This window comes from Nonlabens sp. MIC269 (assembly GCF_001430865.1).
GTDB lineage: Bacteria > Bacteroidota > Bacteroidia > Flavobacteriales > Flavobacteriaceae > Nonlabens > Nonlabens tegetincola.
Map to the genome: position 1 here is coordinate 1,513,321 of NZ_CP011373.1, position 22,137 is coordinate 1,535,457.

At 35.1% G+C, this 22,137-nt stretch carries 25 protein-coding genes and 1 tRNA gene; 19 read left to right on the forward strand and 7 right to left on the reverse strand.

Annotated elements, in window-relative coordinates; genetic code table 11:
• Nucleotides 1–98: 98 nt before the first annotated feature.
• The 7 genes from AAT17_RS07090 (at nt 99) to AAT17_RS07115 (ending at nt 5,312) form a co-directional block, all read left to right on the forward strand.
• Entirely contained in the window at nt 99–1,349 is a 1,251-nt protein-coding gene (locus AAT17_RS07090; RefSeq protein WP_060523425.1) for a tyrosine-type recombinase/integrase, read from the forward strand.
• Between the two features lie 386 nt (nt 1,350–1,735).
• Nucleotides 1,736–1,912 carry a hypothetical protein gene (locus tag AAT17_RS13300; RefSeq protein WP_157539244.1) on the forward strand — a complete coding sequence of 59 codons (177 nt, stop codon included), beginning with the start codon at nt 1,736–1,738 and terminating at the stop codon, nt 1,910–1,912.
• Nucleotides 1,902–2,195, forward strand: a complete 294-nt coding sequence (locus AAT17_RS07095) for a helix-turn-helix domain-containing protein (protein WP_060523426.1) — start codon at nt 1,902–1,904, stop codon at nt 2,193–2,195. Before AAT17_RS13300 ends, AAT17_RS07095 begins: the two co-directional genes overlap by 11 nt.
• 5 nt (nt 2,196–2,200) lie before the next feature.
• Complete coding sequence (locus AAT17_RS07100; RefSeq protein ID WP_060523427.1) at nt 2,201–2,506, forward strand: hypothetical protein; 306 nt, start codon at nt 2,201–2,203, stop codon at nt 2,504–2,506.
• A 2-nt stretch (nt 2,507–2,508) separates the two neighbouring features.
• A complete protein-coding gene (locus AAT17_RS07105; RefSeq protein ID WP_060523428.1) occupies nt 2,509–3,609 on the forward strand; it encodes an AAA family ATPase in 1,101 nt (366 codons plus the stop codon).
• A gap of 133 nt (nt 3,610–3,742) precedes the next feature.
• Nucleotides 3,743–4,630 (forward strand): BT4734/BF3469 family protein, encoded by an 888-nt coding sequence (locus tag AAT17_RS07110; RefSeq protein ID WP_060523429.1) that lies wholly within the window; start codon nt 3,743–3,745, stop codon nt 4,628–4,630.
• A 244-nt stretch (nt 4,631–4,874) separates the two neighbouring features.
• The gene (locus tag AAT17_RS07115; protein ID WP_060523430.1) at nt 4,875–5,312 is read left to right on the forward strand and encodes a hypothetical protein; all 438 of its coding nucleotides are present in this window, start codon (nt 4,875–4,877) and stop codon (nt 5,310–5,312) included.
• A gap of 460 nt (nt 5,313–5,772) precedes the next feature.
• On the opposite strand, the gene AAT17_RS07125 is transcribed toward AAT17_RS07115, so the two are convergent.
• A tRNA-Ala gene (locus AAT17_RS07125) sits at nt 5,773–5,846 on the reverse strand.
• 28 nt (nt 5,847–5,874) lie between these two features.
• Between AAT17_RS07125 and AAT17_RS07130 the strand changes: the two genes are divergently transcribed.
• The 8 genes from AAT17_RS07130 (at nt 5,875) to bioB (ending at nt 13,597) form a co-directional block, all read left to right on the forward strand.
• Nucleotides 5,875–7,206 (forward strand): MATE family efflux transporter, encoded by a 1,332-nt coding sequence (locus tag AAT17_RS07130; protein ID WP_060523432.1) that lies wholly within the window; start codon nt 5,875–5,877, stop codon nt 7,204–7,206.
• 172 nt (nt 7,207–7,378) lie between these two features.
• The gene (locus AAT17_RS07135) at nt 7,379–7,828 is read left to right on the forward strand and encodes a 6-carboxytetrahydropterin synthase (protein WP_042276583.1); all 450 of its coding nucleotides are present in this window, start codon (nt 7,379–7,381) and stop codon (nt 7,826–7,828) included.
• Nucleotides 7,829–7,864: 36 nt separating this feature from the next.
• The gene (locus tag AAT17_RS07140) at nt 7,865–8,980 is read left to right on the forward strand and encodes a pyridoxal phosphate-dependent aminotransferase family protein (protein WP_060523433.1); all 1,116 of its coding nucleotides are present in this window, start codon (nt 7,865–7,867) and stop codon (nt 8,978–8,980) included.
• Nucleotides 8,981–8,984: 4 nt separating this feature from the next.
• Entirely contained in the window at nt 8,985–9,398 is a 414-nt protein-coding gene (locus tag AAT17_RS07145) for a hypothetical protein (RefSeq protein ID WP_042276588.1), read from the forward strand.
• Nucleotides 9,391–10,008: a dethiobiotin synthase gene (gene bioD / locus AAT17_RS07150; protein WP_060523434.1), complete on the forward strand. Its 618-nt coding sequence runs from the start codon at nt 9,391–9,393 to the stop codon at nt 10,006–10,008. The genes AAT17_RS07145 and bioD overlap by 8 nt, the downstream gene beginning before the upstream one ends.
• Nucleotides 10,005–11,279 carry an adenosylmethionine--8-amino-7-oxononanoate transaminase gene (gene bioA / locus AAT17_RS07155; RefSeq protein ID WP_060523435.1) on the forward strand — a complete coding sequence of 425 codons (1,275 nt, stop codon included), beginning with the start codon at nt 10,005–10,007 and terminating at the stop codon, nt 11,277–11,279. Before bioD ends, bioA begins: the two co-directional genes overlap by 4 nt.
• A 58-nt stretch (nt 11,280–11,337) precedes the next feature.
• Entirely contained in the window at nt 11,338–12,450 is a 1,113-nt protein-coding gene (locus tag AAT17_RS07160) for a beta-ketoacyl synthase N-terminal-like domain-containing protein (RefSeq protein ID WP_060523436.1), read from the forward strand.
• Nucleotides 12,451–12,502: 52 nt separating this feature from the next.
• Nucleotides 12,503–13,597 (forward strand): biotin synthase BioB, encoded by a 1,095-nt coding sequence (gene bioB, locus AAT17_RS07165; protein ID WP_060523437.1) that lies wholly within the window; start codon nt 12,503–12,505, stop codon nt 13,595–13,597.
• Nucleotides 13,598–13,738: 141 nt separating this feature from the next.
• On the opposite strand, the gene AAT17_RS07170 is transcribed toward bioB, so the two are convergent.
• Nucleotides 13,739–14,077, reverse strand: a complete 339-nt coding sequence (locus tag AAT17_RS07170; protein ID WP_042276599.1) for a single-stranded DNA-binding protein — start codon at nt 14,075–14,077, stop codon at nt 13,739–13,741.
• 262 nt (nt 14,078–14,339) lie between these two features.
• Here AAT17_RS07170 and hemB point away from each other — a divergent pair, with 262 nt between their 5' ends.
• Nucleotides 14,340–15,314: a porphobilinogen synthase gene (gene hemB / locus AAT17_RS07175; protein WP_060523438.1), complete on the forward strand. Its 975-nt coding sequence runs from the start codon at nt 14,340–14,342 to the stop codon at nt 15,312–15,314.
• 75 nt (nt 15,315–15,389) lie between these two features.
• On the opposite strand, the gene mscL is transcribed toward hemB, so the two are convergent.
• The 3 genes from mscL to AAT17_RS07190 all read right to left on the reverse strand — a co-directional run bounded on the left by mscL (nt 15,390) and on the right by AAT17_RS07190 (nt 17,669).
• Nucleotides 15,390–15,803 carry a large conductance mechanosensitive channel protein MscL gene (gene mscL, locus AAT17_RS07180; protein WP_042276603.1) on the reverse strand — a complete coding sequence of 138 codons (414 nt, stop codon included), beginning with the start codon at nt 15,801–15,803 and terminating at the stop codon, nt 15,390–15,392.
• A 119-nt stretch (nt 15,804–15,922) separates the two neighbouring features.
• Nucleotides 15,923–17,035, reverse strand: coding sequence for an alanine racemase (gene alr / locus AAT17_RS07185; RefSeq protein ID WP_060523439.1), 1,113 nt, complete (start codon nt 17,033–17,035; stop codon nt 15,923–15,925).
• The gene (locus tag AAT17_RS07190; protein WP_060525037.1) at nt 17,025–17,669 is read right to left on the reverse strand and encodes a thymidine kinase; all 645 of its coding nucleotides are present in this window, start codon (nt 17,667–17,669) and stop codon (nt 17,025–17,027) included. Before AAT17_RS07190 ends, alr begins: the two co-directional genes overlap by 11 nt.
• A 49-nt stretch (nt 17,670–17,718) precedes the next feature.
• On the opposite strand from AAT17_RS07190, the gene AAT17_RS07195 reads away from it, so the two are divergent.
• Genes AAT17_RS07195 through AAT17_RS07205 form a run of 3 tightly spaced genes read left to right on the forward strand, consistent with a single transcriptional unit; the run spans nt 17,719 to nt 20,858 of the window.
• A complete protein-coding gene (locus tag AAT17_RS07195) occupies nt 17,719–18,636 on the forward strand; it encodes a hypothetical protein (protein ID WP_060523440.1) in 918 nt (305 codons plus the stop codon).
• Nucleotides 18,637–18,647: 11 nt separating this feature from the next.
• The gene (locus tag AAT17_RS07200) at nt 18,648–19,940 is read left to right on the forward strand and encodes an AMP-binding protein (protein WP_060523441.1); all 1,293 of its coding nucleotides are present in this window, start codon (nt 18,648–18,650) and stop codon (nt 19,938–19,940) included.
• Nucleotides 19,941–19,985: 45 nt separating this feature from the next.
• Nucleotides 19,986–20,858: a cupin-like domain-containing protein gene (locus tag AAT17_RS07205; protein WP_060523442.1), complete on the forward strand. Its 873-nt coding sequence runs from the start codon at nt 19,986–19,988 to the stop codon at nt 20,856–20,858.
• Here the strand turns inward: AAT17_RS07205 and AAT17_RS07210 are convergent.
• Both AAT17_RS07210 and AAT17_RS07215 read right to left on the reverse strand, forming a co-directional pair.
• A complete protein-coding gene (locus AAT17_RS07210) occupies nt 20,848–21,324 on the reverse strand; it encodes a regulatory protein RecX (protein ID WP_042276611.1) in 477 nt (158 codons plus the stop codon). The two genes, AAT17_RS07205 and AAT17_RS07210, sit on opposite strands and share 11 nt — an antisense overlap.
• Before the next feature lie 4 nt (nt 21,325–21,328).
• Nucleotides 21,329–22,084, reverse strand: coding sequence for an SDR family NAD(P)-dependent oxidoreductase (locus AAT17_RS07215; protein ID WP_042276612.1), 756 nt, complete (start codon nt 22,082–22,084; stop codon nt 21,329–21,331).
• Nucleotides 22,085–22,137: the final 53 nt, after the last annotated feature.

Sequence of the window (22,137 nt, forward strand, 5' to 3'; positions counted from 1 at the left end):
TATTCTTTGTTTTAGCTTGATTCATTTTTAAACAGATTGCAATTTGCCGTACAAGAACCGTACAAATATATTAAATTTGTATTGTAATCATTCTTTATATGGCATCTGTTAATTTTCTATATCGTTCAACTAAAGACATCGCAAACTTAAATTTGCGTTTATTATTTCGTTATAACGGTAAAGACTATGTTTTTGGCGTAAAGACAAAATTTGAAGTATCGAAGCATTACTGGACAAAACAGCATCGTAAAAGGTCAAAGGATATTGAAATCACCAACCAACAGACAGAAACAAACACAGAACTTAATAAGATAGAAAACTACATTCTAAAAGCTTTTAGTTCCATTAATCCTAGTGAAGTAAATAAAGATTGGTTACAAACTCAAATCGACAATTACTATAATCCACAAAAACAAGACAAAAACGTACCAACTAACCTGATTAATTACATTGATTTTTATGTTAAGTACAGACAGCATGAAATAAAAGAAACCTCAAAACGAAAGTATAATGTAATCAAACATAAGCTACAACGATTTGAAAAGGAGCGCAAAAAGCAGATATTAATTAAAGACGTTAATGAGAGTTTTAAAAATGAGTTTGTAAACTTTCAAAAAAAAGAAATGTATGCTCAAAACACAATGCAAAAAGAAATTGCAATTATAAAAACGTTTTGTAAACACGCTCGATTTTTGGGTCTTGAAACTAGTCCACAATTAGATGACTTGAAACTTGAAAAAGAAAAAGTGGATAAAGTCTATTTAACACTCTCAGACATTGAAAAAATTGAAAATATAAGTAAAGACAAATTAACTGAAAGCCTTGAAAATGCAAAGGACTGGTTAATTATTAGTTGTTATTCAGGGCAACGTGTTTCAGATTTTTTGCGTTTTACAGATAAGCAAATAAGAATTGAAGACGGCCGTCACCTTATTGAATTTACTCAAAAAAAGACTGGAAAAAATATGACCGTTCCACTACATCCAAAAATACTAGAGATATTAGGAAAAAGAAACGGAAAGTTCCCTTATAGGATTTCAGACCAAAAATATAACGATTATATTAAAAAAGTTTGCAAGCTTGCAAAGCTTAACGACCTAACCAAAGGCAGTAAGATATTAGAAACTGAACCTAAAAGCGGGATTTACAGAAAGAAACAAGGAATCTACCCTAAATGGGAACTTGTTACGAGTCATATTGGACGCAGAAGTTTTGCAACTAATTTTTATGGCATAATTCCGACAACATACCTTATCTATATTACTGGACACAGTACCGAAACAATGTTCTTAAATTACATTGGTAAAAGCAATAAGGATTTGGCATTAGAGATAACTAACTACTTTTAATTTAATAGATCAAAGCTTTTATAGGGTAAATTGTTTATAACATATTTCAGAATTTTGGATAATTAAAAATACATCTTATTGGTTTTCAGATTTTTACGATTTTATCTGAAAATAAAACAATGTTCACAACTATATTTTACTGTACTAAATTGAGTAACTATCTTGCGTACTGAAGAAAAGAACTTCTTATAAGTTCTGTTGTGAGCAAAAAAAAAGCAAATGCGAAGTTCACAAATGCTTTTAGATATTATATCGTTACGTTATAAGGTTTGCGGTCGAAAACTAACCTAATAACGTTACAAAAATACAATATCTTTTGTATTTATCAATAATCTTTAAAGTCTTCTTAAGCATTTGCGTATTTAATAATTTTTAAACACGTGAATATGACGTTTTTAAGCACTAAAGAAGTAGCCAAAAGGCTAGGTTACACCGCACGCAATATTGCGTTTCTAGTAAAAGCTGGTAAACTCTCACCAGTCAACAATCATAAAGAGTTTTTTCTTTTTGATGCTAAAGAAATTGATTTGTTTAACTCTAAAAAGGAAAGCAATGAAAAGTAATAGCATTAATAGTAGTATTCTTATTCAAGCCACTCTTGAAGATTTAACAGAGTTGATTAAAGATAGCGTAAAAAGTCAATTAGAGGATTTTAAAGAACACCTTAACACTCGTGATATTGATGAACTTCTTACCAGGGATGAAACTTGTAAATTTTTACAAATTAACTCGAGTACACTTTTTCATTGGACTAATAAAGGAAAGGTTAAAGCGTATGGTATAGGAAACCGTCGTTATTATAAAAAAACCGAGATACTGGAATCGTTAACTCTACTTGAAAAATAAAGGCTATGAACAAGCAATACTATAGTCTTAATCCGAACGGAAACGGACAAGATAAAAATACGATTTGTCAAGCACAATTAAAACAGGTTTACAATGCTTTATTAGTCAAACCTATGACTATGAAAGAAATAGATGTGTATACTGGTATAATGCGTGAGAATATTTGTAGATATATTGGAAAACTAGTTGAGCAAAATAAAATTGCAATTCTAAGACAACGCAAATGCTCAATTACTGGATTTAATCATGTAAATGAATATACAGCGAACACCGATTTATTCCCGAAGTCAAATCAACTTAGCCTGTTCTAGTTATGGAGTTAGATAAAATTAATTTAAGGGACGTTTTACACCTTTTAGACAACGAAACACCTATTGACTTAGATGTTTTGTTAAATGATGCTAGAATTGATCCAGCGCAGGAATTAAGACCACCATCACCAGCGTTAGTGCAAATTACTGATAATGATGAGCGGATTTTGTGTACACTAGAAAACATTATGCTAATAAGTGGTAAAGCAAAAAGTAGAAAATCATTTCTTATGACCATGCTAACTGCATCACTTGTAAGCGATCGAATTGTAAACAACATAAAAGGATGCGTGAACGATAAAAAAGGTATCTATGTAGACACAGAACAAAGTAAGTACCACGTACAATTATTGTATAAACGTATTTGCAAGATGTCTAATAAAGATTTATTACAAAATGTAGATGTTTTAGCATTAAGAAAACATAAGCCGTCAGAACGTCTTAAAGCGTTGGAATATGCACTTTATAATACTGATAATTTAGGCTTTTGCATTATTGATGGTATAAAAGATCTTATCACATCGATTAATGATGAAGATCAGGCCACAATGGTAGTATCTAAATTAATGAAATGGAGTGAAGACCTAAATATTGCTATAATAGTTGTATTGCACCAAAATAAAAGTGATAATAATGCACGTGGACATATTGGTACTGAATTAATAAATAAATGTGAAACACATTTGAGCGTAAGAAAGTCGGATGGCAATGACGATATTTCTATTGTAGAGGCTCAAGGATGTAGGAATAGAGAACCTGAAAAATTTGCTTTTGAAATCGTGGACAATATTCCCCAGTTAATTGAAGACTTTGAAGTAAAAACTACGAAAGACACTAATAAACTTGACTTTGATAATATAGCCGACTATAAAATTTTTTCAATGCTTAATGCTATCTATTCTAAGAATGAAGAGTTATCATACTCTAGACTAGTAGGAGAAATAAAATATCAGTTCAAAAATGACTTTAAGAATACGATAGGAACTAATAAAGCTAAGGAATTAATAACACTATGTAAGCGTAATAATTGGATTATACAGGATGAACCAAAAAAACCGTATAAGCTAGGAAAATATGACACACCCGATAGTATTGAATTTTAGCATCATTTGTTTAATTAGCACATTGTTTTTAGTTTCTATCGGTTTAGTTTAAGCCTATACATAGGCTTATAAACTGATAAACCTTTGATAATAGGTTTAAATAAATTGGTTTAAACCATTAAACTTTAATAACATGATTTTAGACAAAAAAGTAAGTTGTTTTAATAGTTATAGTGATACAATTCCTAAAGATGTGATTTTGTTGGACTTCTTAACTTCTACTAAATATAAAGATGAGGTTATCCAAATAAGAAATGCTACAAATAAAAAGATAGTAGACACCTTAAAATCGAAATTACCAGCGATAACCCCTAGTGGACTTTTTGAGGACAAAAGAACTGCAAAGAATTTAAAAACTCATAGTGGTTTTATTTGTGTAGACATTGATAAAAAAGATAATCTAGCGTTAGACATGGCTTATGCTAAAAGTTTAATATCTCAAATTGAGCAGGTAGCTTTTGCATCATATTCCGTAAGCGGTAACGGTATATTTGCGCTTATACCTATTGAAGATCCAGTTAATCACAAAGCGCACTTCTACGCATTAGAACAGGATTTCAAAAAAGACTTTGATATTATTATTGACAAGTCATGTAAAGACGTTTCAAGATTACGAGGTTACTCCTATGATCCTGATGCATATCTTAACCACCAGCCGAAAATCTACACTAGAAAAATAGTTCACGAAAAGAAAACAGCACCAAAAAGAAAAATAAGCTACAATCCTAAAAATAAAGACAGCTTTGACGAATGTCTTAAAGCAATTGAAAGGTATGCAATTGACATAACAGGCGATAATGAACAATGGTTTTCTATACTTTGTGCAATAGCAAACGAATACGGCGAAACTGGAAGGCAACTTGCACACTTCATAAGTCAATATTCATCTCTTTACGAATATGATAGACTAAACAAAGACTACACACGAGCATTACAGTCAAATTACGGTTATGGAATGGGAACTTTCTACCATTATTTTAAATCCAGCGTTATAGTTAGACAACACAATAACAATCTATAAGCTATAAGAAAAGAAAATGAAGATACTGTAGAAATAATGAACCCCTAAAAGACTTTTTTAATGCTCTAAAATCAAATAGTTATTTCTTATTGTTTGTACTAATATAATAGATACATTTGATTAATCAATTTTTATCATTCTATAGCCAGTTCAGACAGCAGAAGTATTGACGCACTAGAAAAATTTGTTTTCTTTTCGATAAAAAAGTATTACATTGATTCACGTAAATAAATTAATTCTTTTTATGAAAGTTTCGAATGTATCTTTTATACTTTTATTGCTTATCTCTTCATTTGCCTATTCCCAAACTGTTACAAAATCACCTATTTACGAAACAGCAAACAGTGGTTTAACTATAAAAGAAATTACCGAAGATGGTATAATATGGTTTGGATATCAAAATCCAAAATACAAGTACACTGTTGATATTCTTTCTTTTTCAGTTTCGAACAAAGCAGATGCCATAAACCTGATGCTCGAAGGACTGAAAGTCTTAGAAATGGAAAAAACTAAAAAAGACCAAGATATAACGCATGAATTTAAAGGTGTAAATATTACTAGATATGGCTTTAAGCAAAAAGTTATTTATTATGAAAGTCTTAGATTGAATAAAGGTCAAATTAAAAAGATTATCAAGGCTTTAGAGGAATATGAATATAATGGACTAAGAAATAAAAGTTAAATTATTAGTTTATAAGAGTGCAAGACCCGTATCACAATCAATATAAAGAACGTCTTAAGATGTCCATCACCATTGGTGGTATTATATTCATTACTTACTGGATTTATAAAGGCGTTATCTACTTCTTATGACTTTATACGAGTTTAATCAACTAAACCAGCAAAAGCAATACGATGAGGTACTAAATAAGTCAGGTATTTATTTAGATAATTATATTAACGGTATTCATAGATTTAACCTTTACGCAATCGACAGATTTTTTGTAGAACTAGAATATAACAGCAAAGAAAATAAGATCGTTAACCTCATCGCTTTTAAGCAGGGTAAGACACTAGATAAATACAGTAACCTTAACGGCATTTTTTAAGAGTCTATTTCTCTAGCAATACAGAAATCGTACAAATAAAAGAACTTTAAAACTCTATTTGATTAATTATCAATTATTTAGTTTTTTTTATTGTGGAGAATACCGGGCTCGAACCGGTGACCTTTTGACTGCCAGTCAAACGCTCTAGCCAACTGAGCTAATTCCCCTTTTATTTTGAAATATTAAGTTTGCAGTGTGCAAAATAAACCAAACATTACAACATCTCAAATTTTGTCACTCGCTATTCCTGCAATTTTTGCAGGAATAGCAGAGCCGCTTATAAGCTTAACTGATCTCGCAATCATTGGACAAATACCAGAAAACTCTGCTACTTCGCTAGCTGCTGTGGGAACTGTGGGATCCTTTTTAAGTGCAATTATTTGGACAATCGCACAAACAAAAACAAGTATCTCTAGTATTGTATCAAGAGCACTAGGTGCTGGTGAATTAACTAAAGCATCCGTTTTAATACCCCAAGCTATATGGTTGAATATAAGTTTGGGATTACTTATTTATGTGATTACTTATTTCCTTGCGCCAACTATTTTTCACTTTTATACCAATGAGAAACCAGTTTTAGACATTGCTGTTTCATATTATAAAATAAGAGCTTTTGGGTTTCCATTTACTCTATGTGCATTTGCGATTTTTGGAATCTTTAGAGGAATTCAAAATACAAGTTGGGCTATGATAGCTAGCTTAACAGGTGCAGCGGTAAACATTATTCTTACCTATATTTTAGTACTAGGAAGTCCTTTTTCCGAATCCTATGGGATAGAAGGAGCTGCAATTGCTAGTGTAATTGCACAAGCCACGTTGCTCCTGGTAGCTCTATTTTTTCTTTATAAAAAAACTAGTTATAGGATCACCCTACCAGATTTTAATAATCTATACTTACTTAAAAAGCACGTTCAACTTACTGCAAATTTCTTTTTACGCACTCTTGCCATCAATGTGGCAATTTACTTATCCTATCGATATGCAAACAATTACGGGATAGAACAAGCGGCCACACACGCCATTCTCATGAATATCTGGCTGTTTTTCTCCTTTTTAATTGATGGATTTGCTAATGCTGGAAATGCACTAGGTGGAAAACTTCTGGGCTCCAAAGATCCAGATTCGTTACTGTACCTATCAAAAAAGACTAACGGTTATGGAATTGCGATTGCGTTAATTTTGGCTATACTTTGCGGTGTAGCCTATCCCTTTCTAGGACATTTGTTCACAGATAATAGTGAGGTTTTAAAGCTTTTATCCATTACATTTTGGCTTGTGCTTGTTATGCAACCCATCAACGCGGTAGCTTTTGTTTATGACGGCATTTTTAAAGGTTGGGGCGAGGCTAGTTACCTGCGTAATTTATTATGGATTCTTACAGGATTTGTTTTCATACCTGTTTTACTAATTTTAGACTACTTTAATCTTAAGTTATTTGCTATCTGGCTCGCTTTTTTTGCTTGGATGCTAGGACGATCGGTTTTACTTCATTTGAAGTTTAAACAAAAAATAAAAGAACTTCTATAAACACAAAGGATAGGTAGACAACCCAAGTAAAAACTTATCTTTGCGACAAAATTATACGAATCATGACGTGGTCAGATGCTTTAGGCTTTCTAGGTGGTAATGGACTTTTCCTAATTTTAGGAATCGTTCTTATTGTAGTGGTGTTATATAATAAATGGAAAAGAAAACGTCGATGAAAAAGGTACGTATTACTAAAGAATTTACATTTGAAACTGGTCATGCATTATACGGTTATGACGGTAAATGTCGTAATGTACATGGACACAGTTATAAACTTGCGGTAACCGTAATTGGCACACCAAAAGATGAGCTAGGACATGTAAAGCATGGTATGGTAATCGACTTTGGAGACTTAAAGAAAATTGTTAAAGAGGAAATCGTAGACCCATTTGATCATGCAACTGTATTTAACAAAAACACACCACACGTAGAACTGGCAAAAGAATTATCAGATCGTGGTCACGAGGTTATACTTGTAGATTACCAGCCTACTAGCGAGATGATGATCCTAGATTTTGCTGATAAAATTAAGGCACGATTACCACAGGAAATACAGCTACATTCTCTTAGATTAAGAGAAACTGAAACTAGTTATGCAGAGTGGCACGCTGCCGATCAATAGTAAAAAAATATCACGTTTAATCCTTACATTTATAACGTGTTACCAGATAAACTTTATCGTAAAATTGGACTCAGGCATTTTTCAGGAAGTCTAAGGAAATTAAGCGAGGTTCATGAGAAAATTGATTTTGCCTCAAATGACTATCTCGGCTTTTCCAACTCTCTTAAAATAGAACATAAATATTTTCCATCAGGATCGACAGGCTCTAGATTGATAACGGGTCACAGTCAATTCCACACACAAGTAGAACAACAAATTGCAGCCTTTCACGATGTTGAGGCAGCATTGCTTTTCAACTCAGGTTATGATGCAAATCTAGGAGTAATTTCATCACTTACAGATCGTATGGATCTTATTCTTTACGATGAAAAAGTTCATGCTAGTATAAGAGATGGAATACAGCTTTCTAAAGCCAAGGCACTTAAATTCAAACATAACGATCTAGATCATCTTAAAATTTTACTTGAGAAGTTTCATGATGGACTAGATAGAGAGGTTTACATCCTTACCGAATCCGTGTTTTCTATGGATGGTAATTCACCCGATCTTGCCAGATTAATAGAAATTACTGCTTCATTTAAAAATGCTCACCTCATCCTAGATGAGGCTCATAGTCTAGGAGTTCATGGAAATCAAGGAGAAGGACTTGCGCAGTCTTTAAACTTGCATAAAGCAATTTTTGCACGTATCATCACCTATGGAAAAGCGATGGGCGCACACGGCGCAGCAGTTCTAGGTAGTGAGGATCTCAAAGAATATTTGATAAACTATTCTCGACCTTTCATTTACACTACGGCTATTCCACCGCACGCAATTGCTTGTATACAATCGGCCTATAAAAAATTACGAGACCAACCTGAAATCGTTAAACAACTGCAAGAAAACATTGCGTTTTTCAATAAATGTATAGTTAGAATGGGATTGAGATTACGCTTTCGCGAAAGCGTAACACCTATACAAATATGTATTATACCAGATAACCATAAAGTAAAACAAATCTCTAGTGTATTGCAAGCAAAAGGTTTTGATGTAAGAGCCATACTATCACCTACAGTTCCTAAAGGAGAAGAGAGGTTGCGTATTTGCCTGCACTCCTTTAACACTAAAAACGAAATGCAAGATTTGTTACAACTACTTGCCAAAATCATTTGAGTAGATGAGTAAATTTAAAACAGTTGCTATCTTCTCATATCCAGCCGATGCCGCTGTGATCAAAAGCAAGCTGGAGAGTGAAGGCGTTACTGTAATTCTAAGAGATGAATTTACCATCGCCACCGATCCATTTGCTACAAATGCTATAGGAGGAATTAAAATGGATGTTTACCGCGAGGAATATCTTAAAGCCATTAATATAATTGAAACAGTAAATCCTGAAATTTTATCTACTGTAACGCAACTAATAAAATGCCCAAACTGTAAAAAAAGACAAGTTAGGGAACAGCATGATGTGCACACCGCAACTAATTTTAAGGAAACAATAACAGCAATATACCTGAGCATTTTTCCCTTTACGAGCAGTGAGCACTATGTTTGCAGAAATTGCAATCATAAATTTGATATAAATGGGTAGCTATTTTATTACCGGAATAGGAACAGATGTAGGAAAGACAGTAGTTGCAGCTATAGTTACACAAGCCTTAAAAGCCGATTATTGGAAACCAGTACAAAGCGGTCTAGACACAACAGATAAAGGAACCGTTGCCTCGCTTGTAGACAACGACCAAAGTTATTTTCATGAAGAATCATACCGTTTAAATACACCTATGAGTCCTCATAAATCTGCCGAAATTGATAATGTACTTATAGATTTACAACAAATCAAACGACCACACACTAACAATCATTTAGTCATTGAAGGTGCTGGTGGATTACTAGTTCCTCTTAATCAAGATAAAACCATCGCCGACTTAATTTTGCCAGATGACAAAATCATAGTAGTGAGCTCAGGATATTTAGGAAGTATCAATCACACCTTACTTACTGTTGAAAGTTTAAAATCACGAGGATTAACATGTTCTGGAATCATATATAACCACGTGGATTTGGATGGTACAATCGAGGTTATTGAAAAAATGACTGGTGTGCCTACTTTGGGCCATTTGAAAAAAGAAAATGAGATTAATAAGCAAATTATTAATCAATACGCACAAGAATTTAAAGAGACGTTACACTCTTTATGAGAGAAGAACAAATAAAAGCCCTCGATCAGGCACACGTTTGGCATCCACTTACACAGCATAAGACAGCAGGTAATCCACTTCCTATTGAACGGGCGCACGGAAATTATTTGTATGATTTTGAGAACAAGGCTTATTTTGATGCTATTTCAAGTTGGTATACCTGTAGTTATGGACATGTAAATCCAGCATTAACAACGGCATTAAAAGACCAAGTTGATAAACTACACCATGTGGTCTTTGCAGGTATGACACATGAACCGGTTGCTAGATTAAGCAAAAGCTTAATAAATATCTTACCTGATAATCAAGAGAAATTTTTTTTCTCAGAAAACGGTTCGACCAGCGTTGAAATAGCTCTAAAAATGGCTTTTCAATTTCACTTCAACCAAGGAGAAAAACGCAATGTAGTAATCGCGCTAGAGAATGGTTTTCATGGAGACACCTTTGGTGCCATGAGCGCCTCAGGTTTATCGGTATACAACGGACCATTTGAAGATTTCTTTATTGAGGTAATTCGCATCCCTGCTCCCACGGAAAACAATGTTGAGCAAATTCTCAATTCATTAGAAAGCCTTATAGAGAATAACCGCATTTCAAGTTTCATTTATGAACCACTTGTCCAAGGTGCGGCTGCAATGCAACTTAACGATGCAGCTGCTTTGTCTCAGTTAATAGAATTGTGCAAGCAACAAGGAATCATTACCATAGCCGATGAAGTAATGACAGGTTTTGGTAAAACAGGAACTTATTTTGCAAGCGATCAAATAGATCAAAAGCCTGATATCATGTGTTTATCAAAAGCTTTAACTGGTGGAATTATGCCTATGGCAATAACAACATGCACGCAGCAAGTGTTTGACGCTTTTTATGATGATGAAATGGCTCGTGGTCTTTTTCACGGCCACACTTATAGTGGTAATCCATTAGGCTGTGCAGTTGCTGCGGCAGCAATCGATCAATTGACCAGTAATTCCATTCAAAAGAATATAGATTATATTACAAAGAAAAACCTAGAGTTTAAACATGTTTTATCCAGCCATCCACGAGTGAGTAATGCACGCAGTAAAGGAGTAATACTAGCAATGGACCTTGCAATTAAAATGGAGCGTTACGGAAATCAAAGGGATAAAATGTTTAAATGGTTTTGGGATCGCGGTGTGTTTTTGAGGCCACTAGGCAATACTATTTATATTGTTCCGCCTTTTACGACATCACCCGAGCAGTTAAAATCCTTACATGAAACTATGCTGCAATTCCTAAACGAATTCTAGAATTCAACAGCAATGTCGGGTTTATTACCGATTTTTGCCCTTAAACAAATTTACATTGTTGAAATCACCCATTTTCATACAGAAATCTGCATTTATTGCTGCAGTTGATAGTTTTACTATACAACCGCAACACGCTCAATTTACTGTAGAGAATAACGCATTGGTAAGCCGTATTAATCCTAAAGACGAAGAGCGGTTACAAAGCTTTCTAGAAACTCATTCTTCTTACAAGAATTTAGATCGTAGTGTTCAATTAGCATTACTCTGCGCGCAGGATTTAGGAGTTAATAATACACAAACTGCTGTGAATATAGGCAGTAGTCGTGGCGCTACAGGTCTATGGGAAAATTTTTATTCTCGCTTTCGCGAAAGCGGAACTGTTCCTACTCCTACCTCACCACTCACTACATTGGGTAATATTTCTAGTTGGGTGGCACAGGATTTAGATCTTAAGGGAATGGCAATGTCACACAGTATTACCTGCGCTACCGCATCGCATGCTATTGTCAATGGTATCGCATGGTTAGAAAGCGGAATGGCACAACAAGTTATTGCTGGTGGTAGCGAGGCTCCATTAACGGAGTTCACCATAGCACAAATGAAAGCGTTGCGCATCTATAGTGAAGCTATTAATGATGAATATCCATGTAAAGCACTGGACGTTGAGAAAAAAGAAAATAGTATGATTTTAGGTGAAGCTGCTGCCCTATTACTACTTTCAAAAAAGCAAGAGAATACTAACATTGCAATTACTGGGTATGGTACTGCTATAGAGCCCTTAACCAGCGCTACATCCGTATCAGACACAGGCACATGTTTGCAAGAATCAATGAAGCAGGCTATAGGAAAAACTCCATTAAGTGATATCGACGCAGTGATCACACATGCTCCTGGTACGATAAAAGGTGACCGTGCAGAACTTAATGCTATTAAAAAACTCTTTGGTAGTACGACTCCGATACTGTGCAACAATAAATGGCAAGTTGGACATTCGCTAGGAGCAAGCGGTGCATTAAGCGTGTGTATGGCAATTGAAATGCTAGAAAAGCAATGTATTGTATCACCACCATACTTGAACAATCATAAGATTAATACTGCACAAAAAATTCTGGTAAATGCAACTGGTTTTGGAGGTAATGCAGTAAGTTTATTAATTGAAAAACTAAAGTAAACAAGCCTGTCAAGGCTGTTCAACTGATAAAGTGTATTTTTACCCTTGATAAATGAAGACCATGAAACATAATTGGACTAAGGAAGAGATTCTAGAAATATATAACAAACCTATGATGGAGTTGCTTTATGAAGCAGCAAGTGTTCATAGGCAACATCACAACCCTAATCAAGTACAAGTATCTACATTACTATCCATCAAAACAGGTGGTTGCCCTGAAGATTGTGGATATTGTCCACAAGCAGCAAGATACCACACTGACATTGAAGGAAACGACCTTATGAGTGTGCAGCAAGTAAAGGCACAAGCCCTACGCGCAAAATCTGGAGGAAGTTCTCGAGTTTGTATGGGAGCTGCATGGCGTAATGTTAAGGATGGACCAGAATTTGATCAAGTTCTAGAGATGGTGCGCACCATCAATAAACTAGATATGGAAGTATGTTGTACTCTAGGAATGATTACGGAAAATCAAGCCAAACGTCTGGCTGAGGCTGGATTGTATGCCTATAACCACAATCTTGATAGTAGTGAAGAATATTATGAAGAGGTAATAAGTACAAGAGGCTACCAAGATCGACTGGACACTATTGATAACGTGCGTAAAACTAACGTAACTGTTTGTAGTGGTGGAATTATAGGAATGGGTGAATCCATAGAAGATCGAGCAGGAATGCTTGTAGCACTTGCAACGTTAAGTCCGCAACCAGAAAGTGTACCTATCAATGCCCTAGTAGCTGTTGAAGGAACACCTCTTGAAGAGCAGGAACCTGTTTCTATCTGGGAAATGATTCGAATGGTTGCCACTACTCGTATAGTTATGCCACAAACACAAGTAAGATTAAGTGCTGGTAGAACAAGTATGAGCCGTGAAGGACAAGCTATGTGTTTCTTTGCTGGTGCTAATTCAATTTTTGCTGGTGATAAACTGTTAACCACGCCTAATCCAGATGTGAATGAAGACATGAAAATGTTTGAAATGCTAGGATTACAACCTATGAAACCTTTTGTGAAAAAAGCACAACCTGAAACAGTTGAGGCTCAATATTCACAATATAAAGATTTAGGTGAAAAGCCTAAATGGTCTCGTCCTGGTCACAAGATCGACCGAAATGAACAAGCAAAAGCAGCTGCCAAGGTGGCCAAGTAAAATATAGCTATAATTTTAAAACCCCATGCTATTACTTTCAATAGCATGGGGTTTTTAATTATGTAAATAAAGAAAAGGCCTTACTGAAAAAGTAAGACCTTCTGAAAACACCTCATTCCCTGACGGTGCTCCAAATAACGGCTAGTTCTTACTTCCTAAAAGCAATACCTCGTTACAAACAACCTCAGTTGTATATCGTTTAATACCGTCTTTGTCTTCCCAAGCACGAGTAGTCAGCTTACCTTCTATTCCTATTCGGTTTCCTTTTTTTACGTATTCATTAATAATTTTGGCAGTTCCGTTATAAGCTACAATGCGATGCCATTGTGTATCAGTTACTTTCTCGCCTATTTTGTTAGTGTAGCGATCTGTAGTTGCTAAAGAGAATTTTGCGATTTGCGAACCACTTTCTAAGTTAATGATTTCTGGATCTTGACCTAGGTTTCCGATAAGTTGTACTTTGTTTGATAAATTACTCATAATTAATTAGTTTGTATGGTTTAAAAAAAATCTTGTTGTCATTGCAGTAACCTTGTGAACTGTTGACGATGCAAATATGAGATGATAACCAAAAGCTATAAGTATTTTAAATGATTGCTTTCGTTTATTTACGTTTGTAAACGTTTAATTAGAAGATTTCACCTTGCAGAATACACAGACCATTCAATCTTTTAATGAATCCTAAATGACTTTATAGCTGTAATTATCTAGCCTATCTTTGCAATGACTTTAAACGTTTTGTATGTATCCATTAAGAAGAAATAGAAGATTGCGTGCCAGCCATGCTGTGCGCTCACTGGTGCGTGAAACGCAAATTTCACCTAACGATTTTATTGTGCCTCTTTTCGTTGTAGAAGGTAGTGGTATTAAAGAGGAAATTGCATCAATGCCAGATTATTACCGTTATAGTCTTGATTTACTAGAACATGAAGTAAAATCGTTGTGGGAAATGGGATTAAAATCGGTACTTCTTTTTGTAAAAGTACCCGACAATCTCAAAGACAATAAAGGTACCGAGGCCATAAATAAGGATGGGTTAATGCAGCGAGCTATCAAAACCGTTAAAAACGCTGTTCCTGATATGTACGTAATGACAGATGTAGCTCTTGATCCTTATTCTAGTTACGGGCATGATGGTATTGTAAAGGATCAGTACGTGATAAATGATGAGACCTGTGATGTTCTTGCTCAAATGGCTGTTTCACATGCCGCAGCTGGTGCCGATATGGTTGCTCCTAGCGACATGATGGATGGTCGTATTCTCTATTTGCGTGAAGCACTGGAAGAAGAAGGTTATAAAAACACAGGTATAATGAGTTATTCTGCAAAATATGCTAGTGCATTTTATGGTCCTTTTAGAGATGCTCTTGATAGTGCTCCTGGTTTTGGTGATAAAAAAACCTATCAAATGGATCCAGCTAACAGAACCGAAGCGATTAGAGAAACACTAATGGATATTGATGAAGGAGCAGATATCGTTATGGTTAAACCAGGTTTGTGCTATTTAGATATCGTACGTGACCTGAAAAATGAAATAGAAGTACCTATAAGTGTCTATCAAGTGAGTGGTGAATATTCAATGCTCAAAGCTGCTGCCGCACAAGGCTGGTTAGATCATGATGCTGTTATGATGGAACAAGTTACCGCAATCAAAAGAGCAGGTGCAGATTTAATCGCAAGTTACTTTGCAAAAGATGTAGTGCGTTTATTATCTTAACATCTAGAGTAAAACCAAATAAAAAAAGCCGCTACCTGTTTAGATAGCGGCTTTCCTATTTTACGATTAAAGAATCTAGTTCTTTGACTTTAATACATCACGTATCTCAGCAAGTAATTCTTCTTGCGTAGGACCTGCTGGAGCAGCTGGAGCCTCTTCTTTCGGCTTTTTAGTTTTGTTGTAAGCTTTTACGATTAGGAAAAGAACAAAACCTACAGTAATCAAATTAATGATAGCGTTGATCCACTTTCCATATAGGATAGCGTTTTCTGGTTTTTCAACAGTTCCATCGGCTGCTACAACAGCATCTGCAAGAACTACTTTGAACTCTGAAAAATCTTGACCACCAGCAAAGTGACCTACAACTGGCATCATAATATCACTTACGAAACCATTGATTACTAGTCCCATTGCACCAGCTAAAATTACCGCTACTGCAAGATCTATGACATTACCTGTCATAATAAAATCTCTAAACTCTTTAAGCATTGTTTTATATTTTTAAGGTTAACTACCGCAAAATTAGCATTAGTCTTAGAATTAAGGTTTTTTTAAGAAAAAAAAGTAACCGATGTTACATTTTATCGATAAAATACAATATATATCGCTTAAACACCTTCCTCAATGTAGACTCTTGGAACACGTGCCTGAATACCTGTTATTAATTCGTAAGAGATAATACCTACTTCTTCTGCCATTTCTTGGGCATTGTGTTCGTTATCATAGATAACAACCTCATCACCTCGTTTACAAGGAATATCCGTTACATCTACCATGAACATGTCCATACAAATAATACCTAGAGTGCGTGCTGGCTTTCCATTTATGTAGACAAAGGCACCACCATAGCCGTAAACTCTTTTCATACCATCACCGTGACCTAGAGGTATTACGGCGTATGTCATGTCCTTTGAAGCATGGTGAGATCTATTATAACTTATACTCTCGCCTTTTTTTATAGACCGCACCTGTGAGACCACCGATTTAAGCGTTCCTACAGGTTTAAAATTGTCTTGATACTTCTTGTCGTTACCGTAACCATACAAACCTATTCCAGATCGCACCATATCAAAATGGGCATTTGGAAAATTTAATATGCCACTAGTATTACATTGATGTTTTATACAATCATACCCCAATACTGATTCAGCCTTTTTAGCTAATTCAGTAAATGTATCTATTTGCTTTTGAGTGAAGGTAATTTCCTCTAAATCTTCACTAGCTGCTAGATGAGACATCAATCCTTTAACCTTTAAGTGATCCTGCTTATTAAGCATTTCTAGAATAGCGTCAAGTTCCTCACCATCAATTCCTATACGATTTAGACCCGTATTAAATTCAAGGTGAACAGGATAGTTGGTCTGGTGTTTCGCTTTCGCGAAAGCGTAAAAATCCTCCAACATTTCCTTGCTGTAAATCACAGGTTCTATGCACCTATCTATACAATCTGGTAGGTTGTGTTGCTGTGCGTGTAATACTAAAATAGGTGTTGTGATTCCGTTGTTGCGCAATTCAACTGCCTCATCAACATAGGCAACAGCAAAATAATCCACACCACATTCTTGTAATTTTTGAGCCACTGGGACTAGACCGTGACCATAGGCTTGTGCTTTTACAACAGCCATAAACAAGGTGCTGTCACTTGTTTTACTACGTAAGAACTTGTAGTTGTGCTCAAGTGCAGCAAGGTTTACAACAAGTCTTGTTCCTCTATGAATCATTGGTTGATTTTGAGGAGATTGATTCTGGATCTTTGACCGGTATGCGTTTTACTTTATCCTCGAGCATTGCTTTGTAATAAGCCGCGCGACTTAAAGGCTCATATTCTTGATGTTCCCCTAAAAGGACTACGTCATCATCGGCAGTTTTACGATAACTGTATTGAGCAAGATTACCCGTGCGAGTACAAACTGCGTGTACTTTAGTCACATATTCGGCGGTTGCCATAAGAGCTGGCATAGGACCAAATGGATTGCCTTTGAAATCCATGTCTAATCCTGCAACGATAACTCTTATACCACTATTAGCTAGATCATTGCATACTTTTACAATCTCGTTATCAAAGAATTGCGCTTCATCGATCCCTACAACATCGCAATTCATAGCTAGTAAAGGAATATTTGCGGCAGCAGGAACCGGTGTGCTTTGAATTTCATTGGCATCATGTGAAACGACCATTTCTTCATCATAGCGTACATCAACTGCCGGTTTAAAGATTTCTACTTTTTGTTTAGCAAATTGAGCCCTTTTAAGTCTTCTAATAAGCTCTTCTGTTTTTCCAGAAAACATTGAGCCACAAATGACTTCAATCCAGCCAAACTGTTCTTTATGATTTACCGTATTTTCTAGAAACATTTTGTAATTTACAGGCGTTAAAAAAGTGAGCTTGTCAAGATACTTGCTCATGCCCAAAAATACAAATAAACTACAGGCAGACGATAGCATGGAAAAGAAAATAGTAGCACAACTTACAAGTATTGCGCACCGCATTTTACAAATGAAGAATAAAGAAGATGTGCTCCAGCTTAAAAGTGAAGCGAGAGAATTGTATGAAAAATTAAGTGTACTAGCATTTGTACAAGAGAATTTAGATGCTGGTTCTTTATCTAGTAATGATTCTTCTGAAAAAATCAAAGCTGCCTCACCTACAGATAGTGTTACTACAGATGAAGAGACTGTAAACCTATCTAGTAATAGTGAAAATATTGTTGAAGAAAATACAGCCGCTGTTATTAATGATCAGGATTCTACATCTAACCTACAAAATGAAGGTGAAGAGGATGCTATTATTGATAACTATGCCGATGAGAATGAAGATCATGTATTTGCTAGTAATGATTTGAGTGATTTATTTGTTCCTGTTGATGAAGACACCCGTGAAGAGATGGATTTACCTGGTATTAAAACCATCCATAAAATGGTAGAAGAAATGCCCGATGAAGTTCCTGAAGTAGAAATAGAGCTGCCAGACACTCAAAAATTTATGAAGAATGATTTTGAAGAAATCACTGCAGACTTTAAAGAAATGCCAGTATTTGAGCGTAAGGTCAACGACACTAATGAAGATAAACCCAAGTCATTAAATGAGCGATTAAATGCTGGAATGAAAATAGGGATGAATGATAGGTTAGGATTTGTTAAACATTTATTTGGTGGTAGTGATCAAGATTTTAATCGTGTGGTCTCTCAATTGAATACGATTCCTAGTTATGATCAAGCCTTACAATTTATTAATACTATGGTTAAACCAGATTATAACAATTGGTCAGGTAAGGAACCGTATGAACAGCGTTTTCTTGAAATAGTAGAACGCAGTTTCTAAAAAATCATATTTTGCCGTTACCCTTATTCTCTAAAACCTTAAGCTTACAAGGATATGATATAGAACAAGCTAAGCTAGAGTATGCTCTATTATCACAAAGTACAGTTCAAGAAATTGAGGATAGAAAAGCAGCAATAGTAGCACACCATATTACACATAATCCATTTTATTCTTCTATAACTCAAAGTAATGAATGGGATTCATTACCCATTCTCACTAAAAGAGATCTACAACAACCGCTAGAAAAAAGAATAACACCTGGATACAAAAAACTATTTAAAGGAAAAACTAGCGGTAGCAGTGGTCACCCTTTTTATTTTGCCAAGGACAAATATGCCCATGCCATCGCTTGGGCAGCTTTTTTTAATGCTTATAATGAACATGATATAAACCTAGATAAAGATTATCAAGCTAGGTTTTATGGGATACCTTTAAGTGGCAAGTCTAGGTATATTGAACTATTAAAAGATTATGTAAGCCAGCGCAAGCGATTTCCTATTTTCAATCTTAATGAAGAGGTCCTTGAGTATTTTATAGATAGATTTAAAAAATCTCCCTTTCAATACATCAATGGTTATACGAGTAGCATTTTATTACTTGCACAATATTGTATCAATAACAAACAGGTATTAAAAAATCTATGCCCTACTCTAAAAGCGTGTATTGTTACTAGTGAAATGTTGTTTCCTGATGATCGAATAACGCTAGAAAAGGGTTTAGGTATTCCTATTATTAATGAGTATGGCGCTAGTGAAGTTGGTTTGATTGCTATGGAGAATTCAAACAACCTGTTTGTACTTAATAATAACAATCTATTTATTGAAGTAGTTGATGATAACAACAAATCAGTTCTACCAGGTCAAACTGGACGTATATTAATCACCGATTTATATAACAAGGCACATCCTATGATACGCTATGAAATAGGCGATATAGGTAGTATCGAAACCCATTCTAGTGGCAAGTTAATTTTAAAACAATTACAAGGTAGAACAAGCGATGTAGCTAGGTTACCAAGCGGCAAGGTTGTGCCAGGTCTTACCTTTTACTACGTTACAAAAAGTATAATTAATACAGATTCTGACATTCTAGAATTTATTGTAATTCAAACAACTCCTAGTGAATTTGAGATACACTATGTGAGTAAAAACGAATTGTCTGATTCATTGAAAAGTAACATTCAGCGCTCTATGGATGAATATTTAGAACCTGGTTTATCTGTAATTTTTACAAAAAAAGAATTTCTAGATCGTAGCACACGAGGAAAATTAAAACAATTTATAAGTAACGTTCACAGTATTTAGCCTGTCCTTTTTATTCAATGTTATTTCTTACTTTTGTCCGTTGCTATGGGACTTAATCTAGAACAAATACCGAGAGTAAAAACACTTAGTAAAGCAGATTTTATAAAGTATTATTTAAAACCTCAAAAACCAGTTGTAATTGAACGACTTACAGAGGACTGGCCTGCATATGAAAAGTGGAATCTAGAATACATACGTAAAATGGCTGGCGATCAGACTGTACCACTTTACGATGACAGACCTGTACGACATGATGAAGGTTTTAATCAAGCTCATGCAGAAATGAAAATGACAGATTATATAGATCTGTTACTTGAAAAACCTACCAATTTCAGAATATTTCTTTATAACATTCTTAAAGAAGTACCTGCCTTACAAGAAGACTTTAAATTTCCAGACATTGGCTTAAAGTTGATTAAAGGTCTACCCATGATGTTCTTTGGTGGGACCGATTCAAAAGTGTTTATGCATTTTGATATAGACTTTACAAACATTTTACACTTTCATTTTCACGGTAAAAAACGTTGTATAATTCTACCACCTGATCAATCAAAGTATTTATATAGAGTTCCTCATTCCTTAATTTCTAGAGAAGATATCGATTTTACAAATCCTGATTTTGATAAGTGGCCAGCGCTTAAGCAAGCACAAGGGTATGTATGTGAGCTCAATCATGGTGAAATGTTATATATGCCAGAAGGTTACTGGCATTACATGCACTATTTAACACCAGGGTTTTCAATAAGCTTGCGCAGTTACCCTAGAAAAATTAAAAATCTAGGAAAAGCTCTTTATAACCTACTTATCATGAGACACTATGACAACTTCATGCGCAGGCGTAAAGGTCAAGAATGGATAGATTATAAAAACGAGCAAGCTATCGTACGTACTCATAAAAAATTAGGAATCAAGGTATAAGTTCTTGAATTTTCTCATATACCAAATTACTTTCCCATCCTCGGTAAAGTAGGTAATCAGCAAGTTTTTTACGTCTTTTATACTTATCCTTCTCTTTAAGTTGGTTATTACGCTTTCGCGAAAGCGTATCAAATACATGATAATAATCCTCTGGTTCAATCTCTTGGAGTCCAACCTTTATGGTTCTATCATTAAGACCTCGCATTTTGAGCTCTCTGATAATTCGTTGTTTTCCCCAACTTTTAATTCTGAACTTGCCTCTGGCAAAAGCACCTGCAAACCTAGTTTCATTCAAAAAGTCGTGTTCTATCAAATGACCAACCACCTCATCGATTGCGAGTTGAATCATGTTCATTTTTCTTAACTTTTCAACTACTTCCTTGTGACAACGTTCCTGATAAGCGCAGTATCGTTCTAGGGTGCGTTTTGCCTCCTCAACAGTATAAGAACCGTGTGTAGGGTTCATAAAACTATATTTCTTTTTTCACTATGGTACTGCTGGCCTGCGCTGTGCACATCATGGTAAGATCGGCAATATTTACATGTGGTGGTCTTGTGATTGCAAACAAAATAGCATCTGCCACGTCTTCTGGTTGTAAAGGCATGTAACCTTTATAAACCTGATCGGCTCGATTAGTATCTCCTTTAAACCTCACCTTGCTAAAATTTGTTTCTACTAATCCTGGGTTTACAGCTCCTACTCTAATACCGTAGGGATTTAAATCCAATCTCATTCCTGTTGTAATGGCATCAACCGCATGTTTACTACCACAGTAAACATTTCCTTTTGGATAAACCTCTTTACCAGCGGTAGATCCTATGTTTATTATATGACCACGGCCTGCGTCTCTCATTTGTGGTATAATAGCCTTGCTTACATAGAGCAATCCCTTAACATTAATATCCAGCATGGCGTCCCAATCTTCAGTTGATCCTTGATCAATCGCATCAAGACCATGAGCGTTACCAGCGTTATTGATTAAAATATCAATAAAATCAAATGGCTCGTTTGTCAAACTAGCTATTGCCTTGTTGACAGCCACCTGATCTCGTACGTCAAAACTTAATGTTGTAACTGGAACGAGATCTCCTAATTCCTTCTCTAGTTCATTTAATTTTTGGGTGTTACGTCCACATAGAACAAGTGAAAAACCATTTTCTGCTAGCGTAATGGCGGTTGCTAATCCTATTCCACTAGTGGCACCGGTAATTAAAGCTGTCTTCATTTAATTTGTTTTAAACTTCCTTTTTCAAATTCTTTATAATGGATAATTAAAGC

What these genes read in the sequence shown, in the direction of transcription:
- AAT17_RS07110 (WP_060523429.1), top strand. Translation starts at nt 3,743, where the DNA reads ATGATTTTAGACAAAAAAGTAAGTTGTTTTAATAGTTATAGTGATACA.
- AAT17_RS07105 (WP_060523428.1), top strand. Translation starts at nt 2,509, where the DNA reads ATGGAGTTAGATAAAATTAATTTAAGGGACGTTTTACACCTTTTAGAC.
- AAT17_RS07100 (WP_060523427.1), top strand. Translation starts at nt 2,201, where the DNA reads ATGAACAAGCAATACTATAGTCTTAATCCGAACGGAAACGGACAAGAT.
- mscL (WP_042276603.1), bottom strand. Translation starts at nt 15,803, where the DNA reads ATGCTTAAAGAGTTTAGAGATTTTATTATGACAGGTAATGTCATAGAT.
- hemB (WP_060523438.1), top strand. Translation starts at nt 14,340, where the DNA reads ATGTATCCATTAAGAAGAAATAGAAGATTGCGTGCCAGCCATGCTGTG.
- AAT17_RS07215 (WP_042276612.1), bottom strand. Translation starts at nt 22,084, where the DNA reads ATGAAGACAGCTTTAATTACCGGTGCCACTAGTGGAATAGGATTAGCA.
- AAT17_RS13300 (WP_157539244.1), top strand. Translation starts at nt 1,736, where the DNA reads ATGACGTTTTTAAGCACTAAAGAAGTAGCCAAAAGGCTAGGTTACACC.
- AAT17_RS07210 (WP_042276611.1), bottom strand. Translation starts at nt 21,324, where the DNA reads ATGAACCCTACACACGGTTCTTATACTGTTGAGGAGGCAAAACGCACC.
- AAT17_RS07115 (WP_060523430.1), top strand. Translation starts at nt 4,875, where the DNA reads ATGAAAGTTTCGAATGTATCTTTTATACTTTTATTGCTTATCTCTTCA.
- AAT17_RS07135 (WP_042276583.1), top strand. Translation starts at nt 7,379, where the DNA reads ATGAAAAAGGTACGTATTACTAAAGAATTTACATTTGAAACTGGTCAT.
- AAT17_RS07205 (WP_060523442.1), top strand. Translation starts at nt 19,986, where the DNA reads ATGGGACTTAATCTAGAACAAATACCGAGAGTAAAAACACTTAGTAAA.
- AAT17_RS07145 (WP_042276588.1), top strand. Translation starts at nt 8,985, where the DNA reads ATGAGTAAATTTAAAACAGTTGCTATCTTCTCATATCCAGCCGATGCC.
- bioD (WP_060523434.1), top strand. Translation starts at nt 9,391, where the DNA reads ATGGGTAGCTATTTTATTACCGGAATAGGAACAGATGTAGGAAAGACA.
- AAT17_RS07170 (WP_042276599.1), bottom strand. Translation starts at nt 14,077, where the DNA reads ATGAGTAATTTATCAAACAAAGTACAACTTATCGGAAACCTAGGTCAA.
- bioA (WP_060523435.1), top strand. Translation starts at nt 10,005, where the DNA reads ATGAGAGAAGAACAAATAAAAGCCCTCGATCAGGCACACGTTTGGCAT.
- alr (WP_060523439.1), bottom strand. Translation starts at nt 17,035, where the DNA reads ATGATTCATAGAGGAACAAGACTTGTTGTAAACCTTGCTGCACTTGAG.
- AAT17_RS07190 (WP_060525037.1), bottom strand. Translation starts at nt 17,669, where the DNA reads ATGTTTCTAGAAAATACGGTAAATCATAAAGAACAGTTTGGCTGGATT.
- bioB (WP_060523437.1), top strand. Translation starts at nt 12,503, where the DNA reads ATGAAGACCATGAAACATAATTGGACTAAGGAAGAGATTCTAGAAATA.
- AAT17_RS07090 (WP_060523425.1), top strand. Translation starts at nt 99, where the DNA reads ATGGCATCTGTTAATTTTCTATATCGTTCAACTAAAGACATCGCAAAC.
- AAT17_RS07195 (WP_060523440.1), top strand. Translation starts at nt 17,719, where the DNA reads ATGCCCAAAAATACAAATAAACTACAGGCAGACGATAGCATGGAAAAG.
- AAT17_RS07095 (WP_060523426.1), top strand. Translation starts at nt 1,902, where the DNA reads ATGAAAAGTAATAGCATTAATAGTAGTATTCTTATTCAAGCCACTCTT.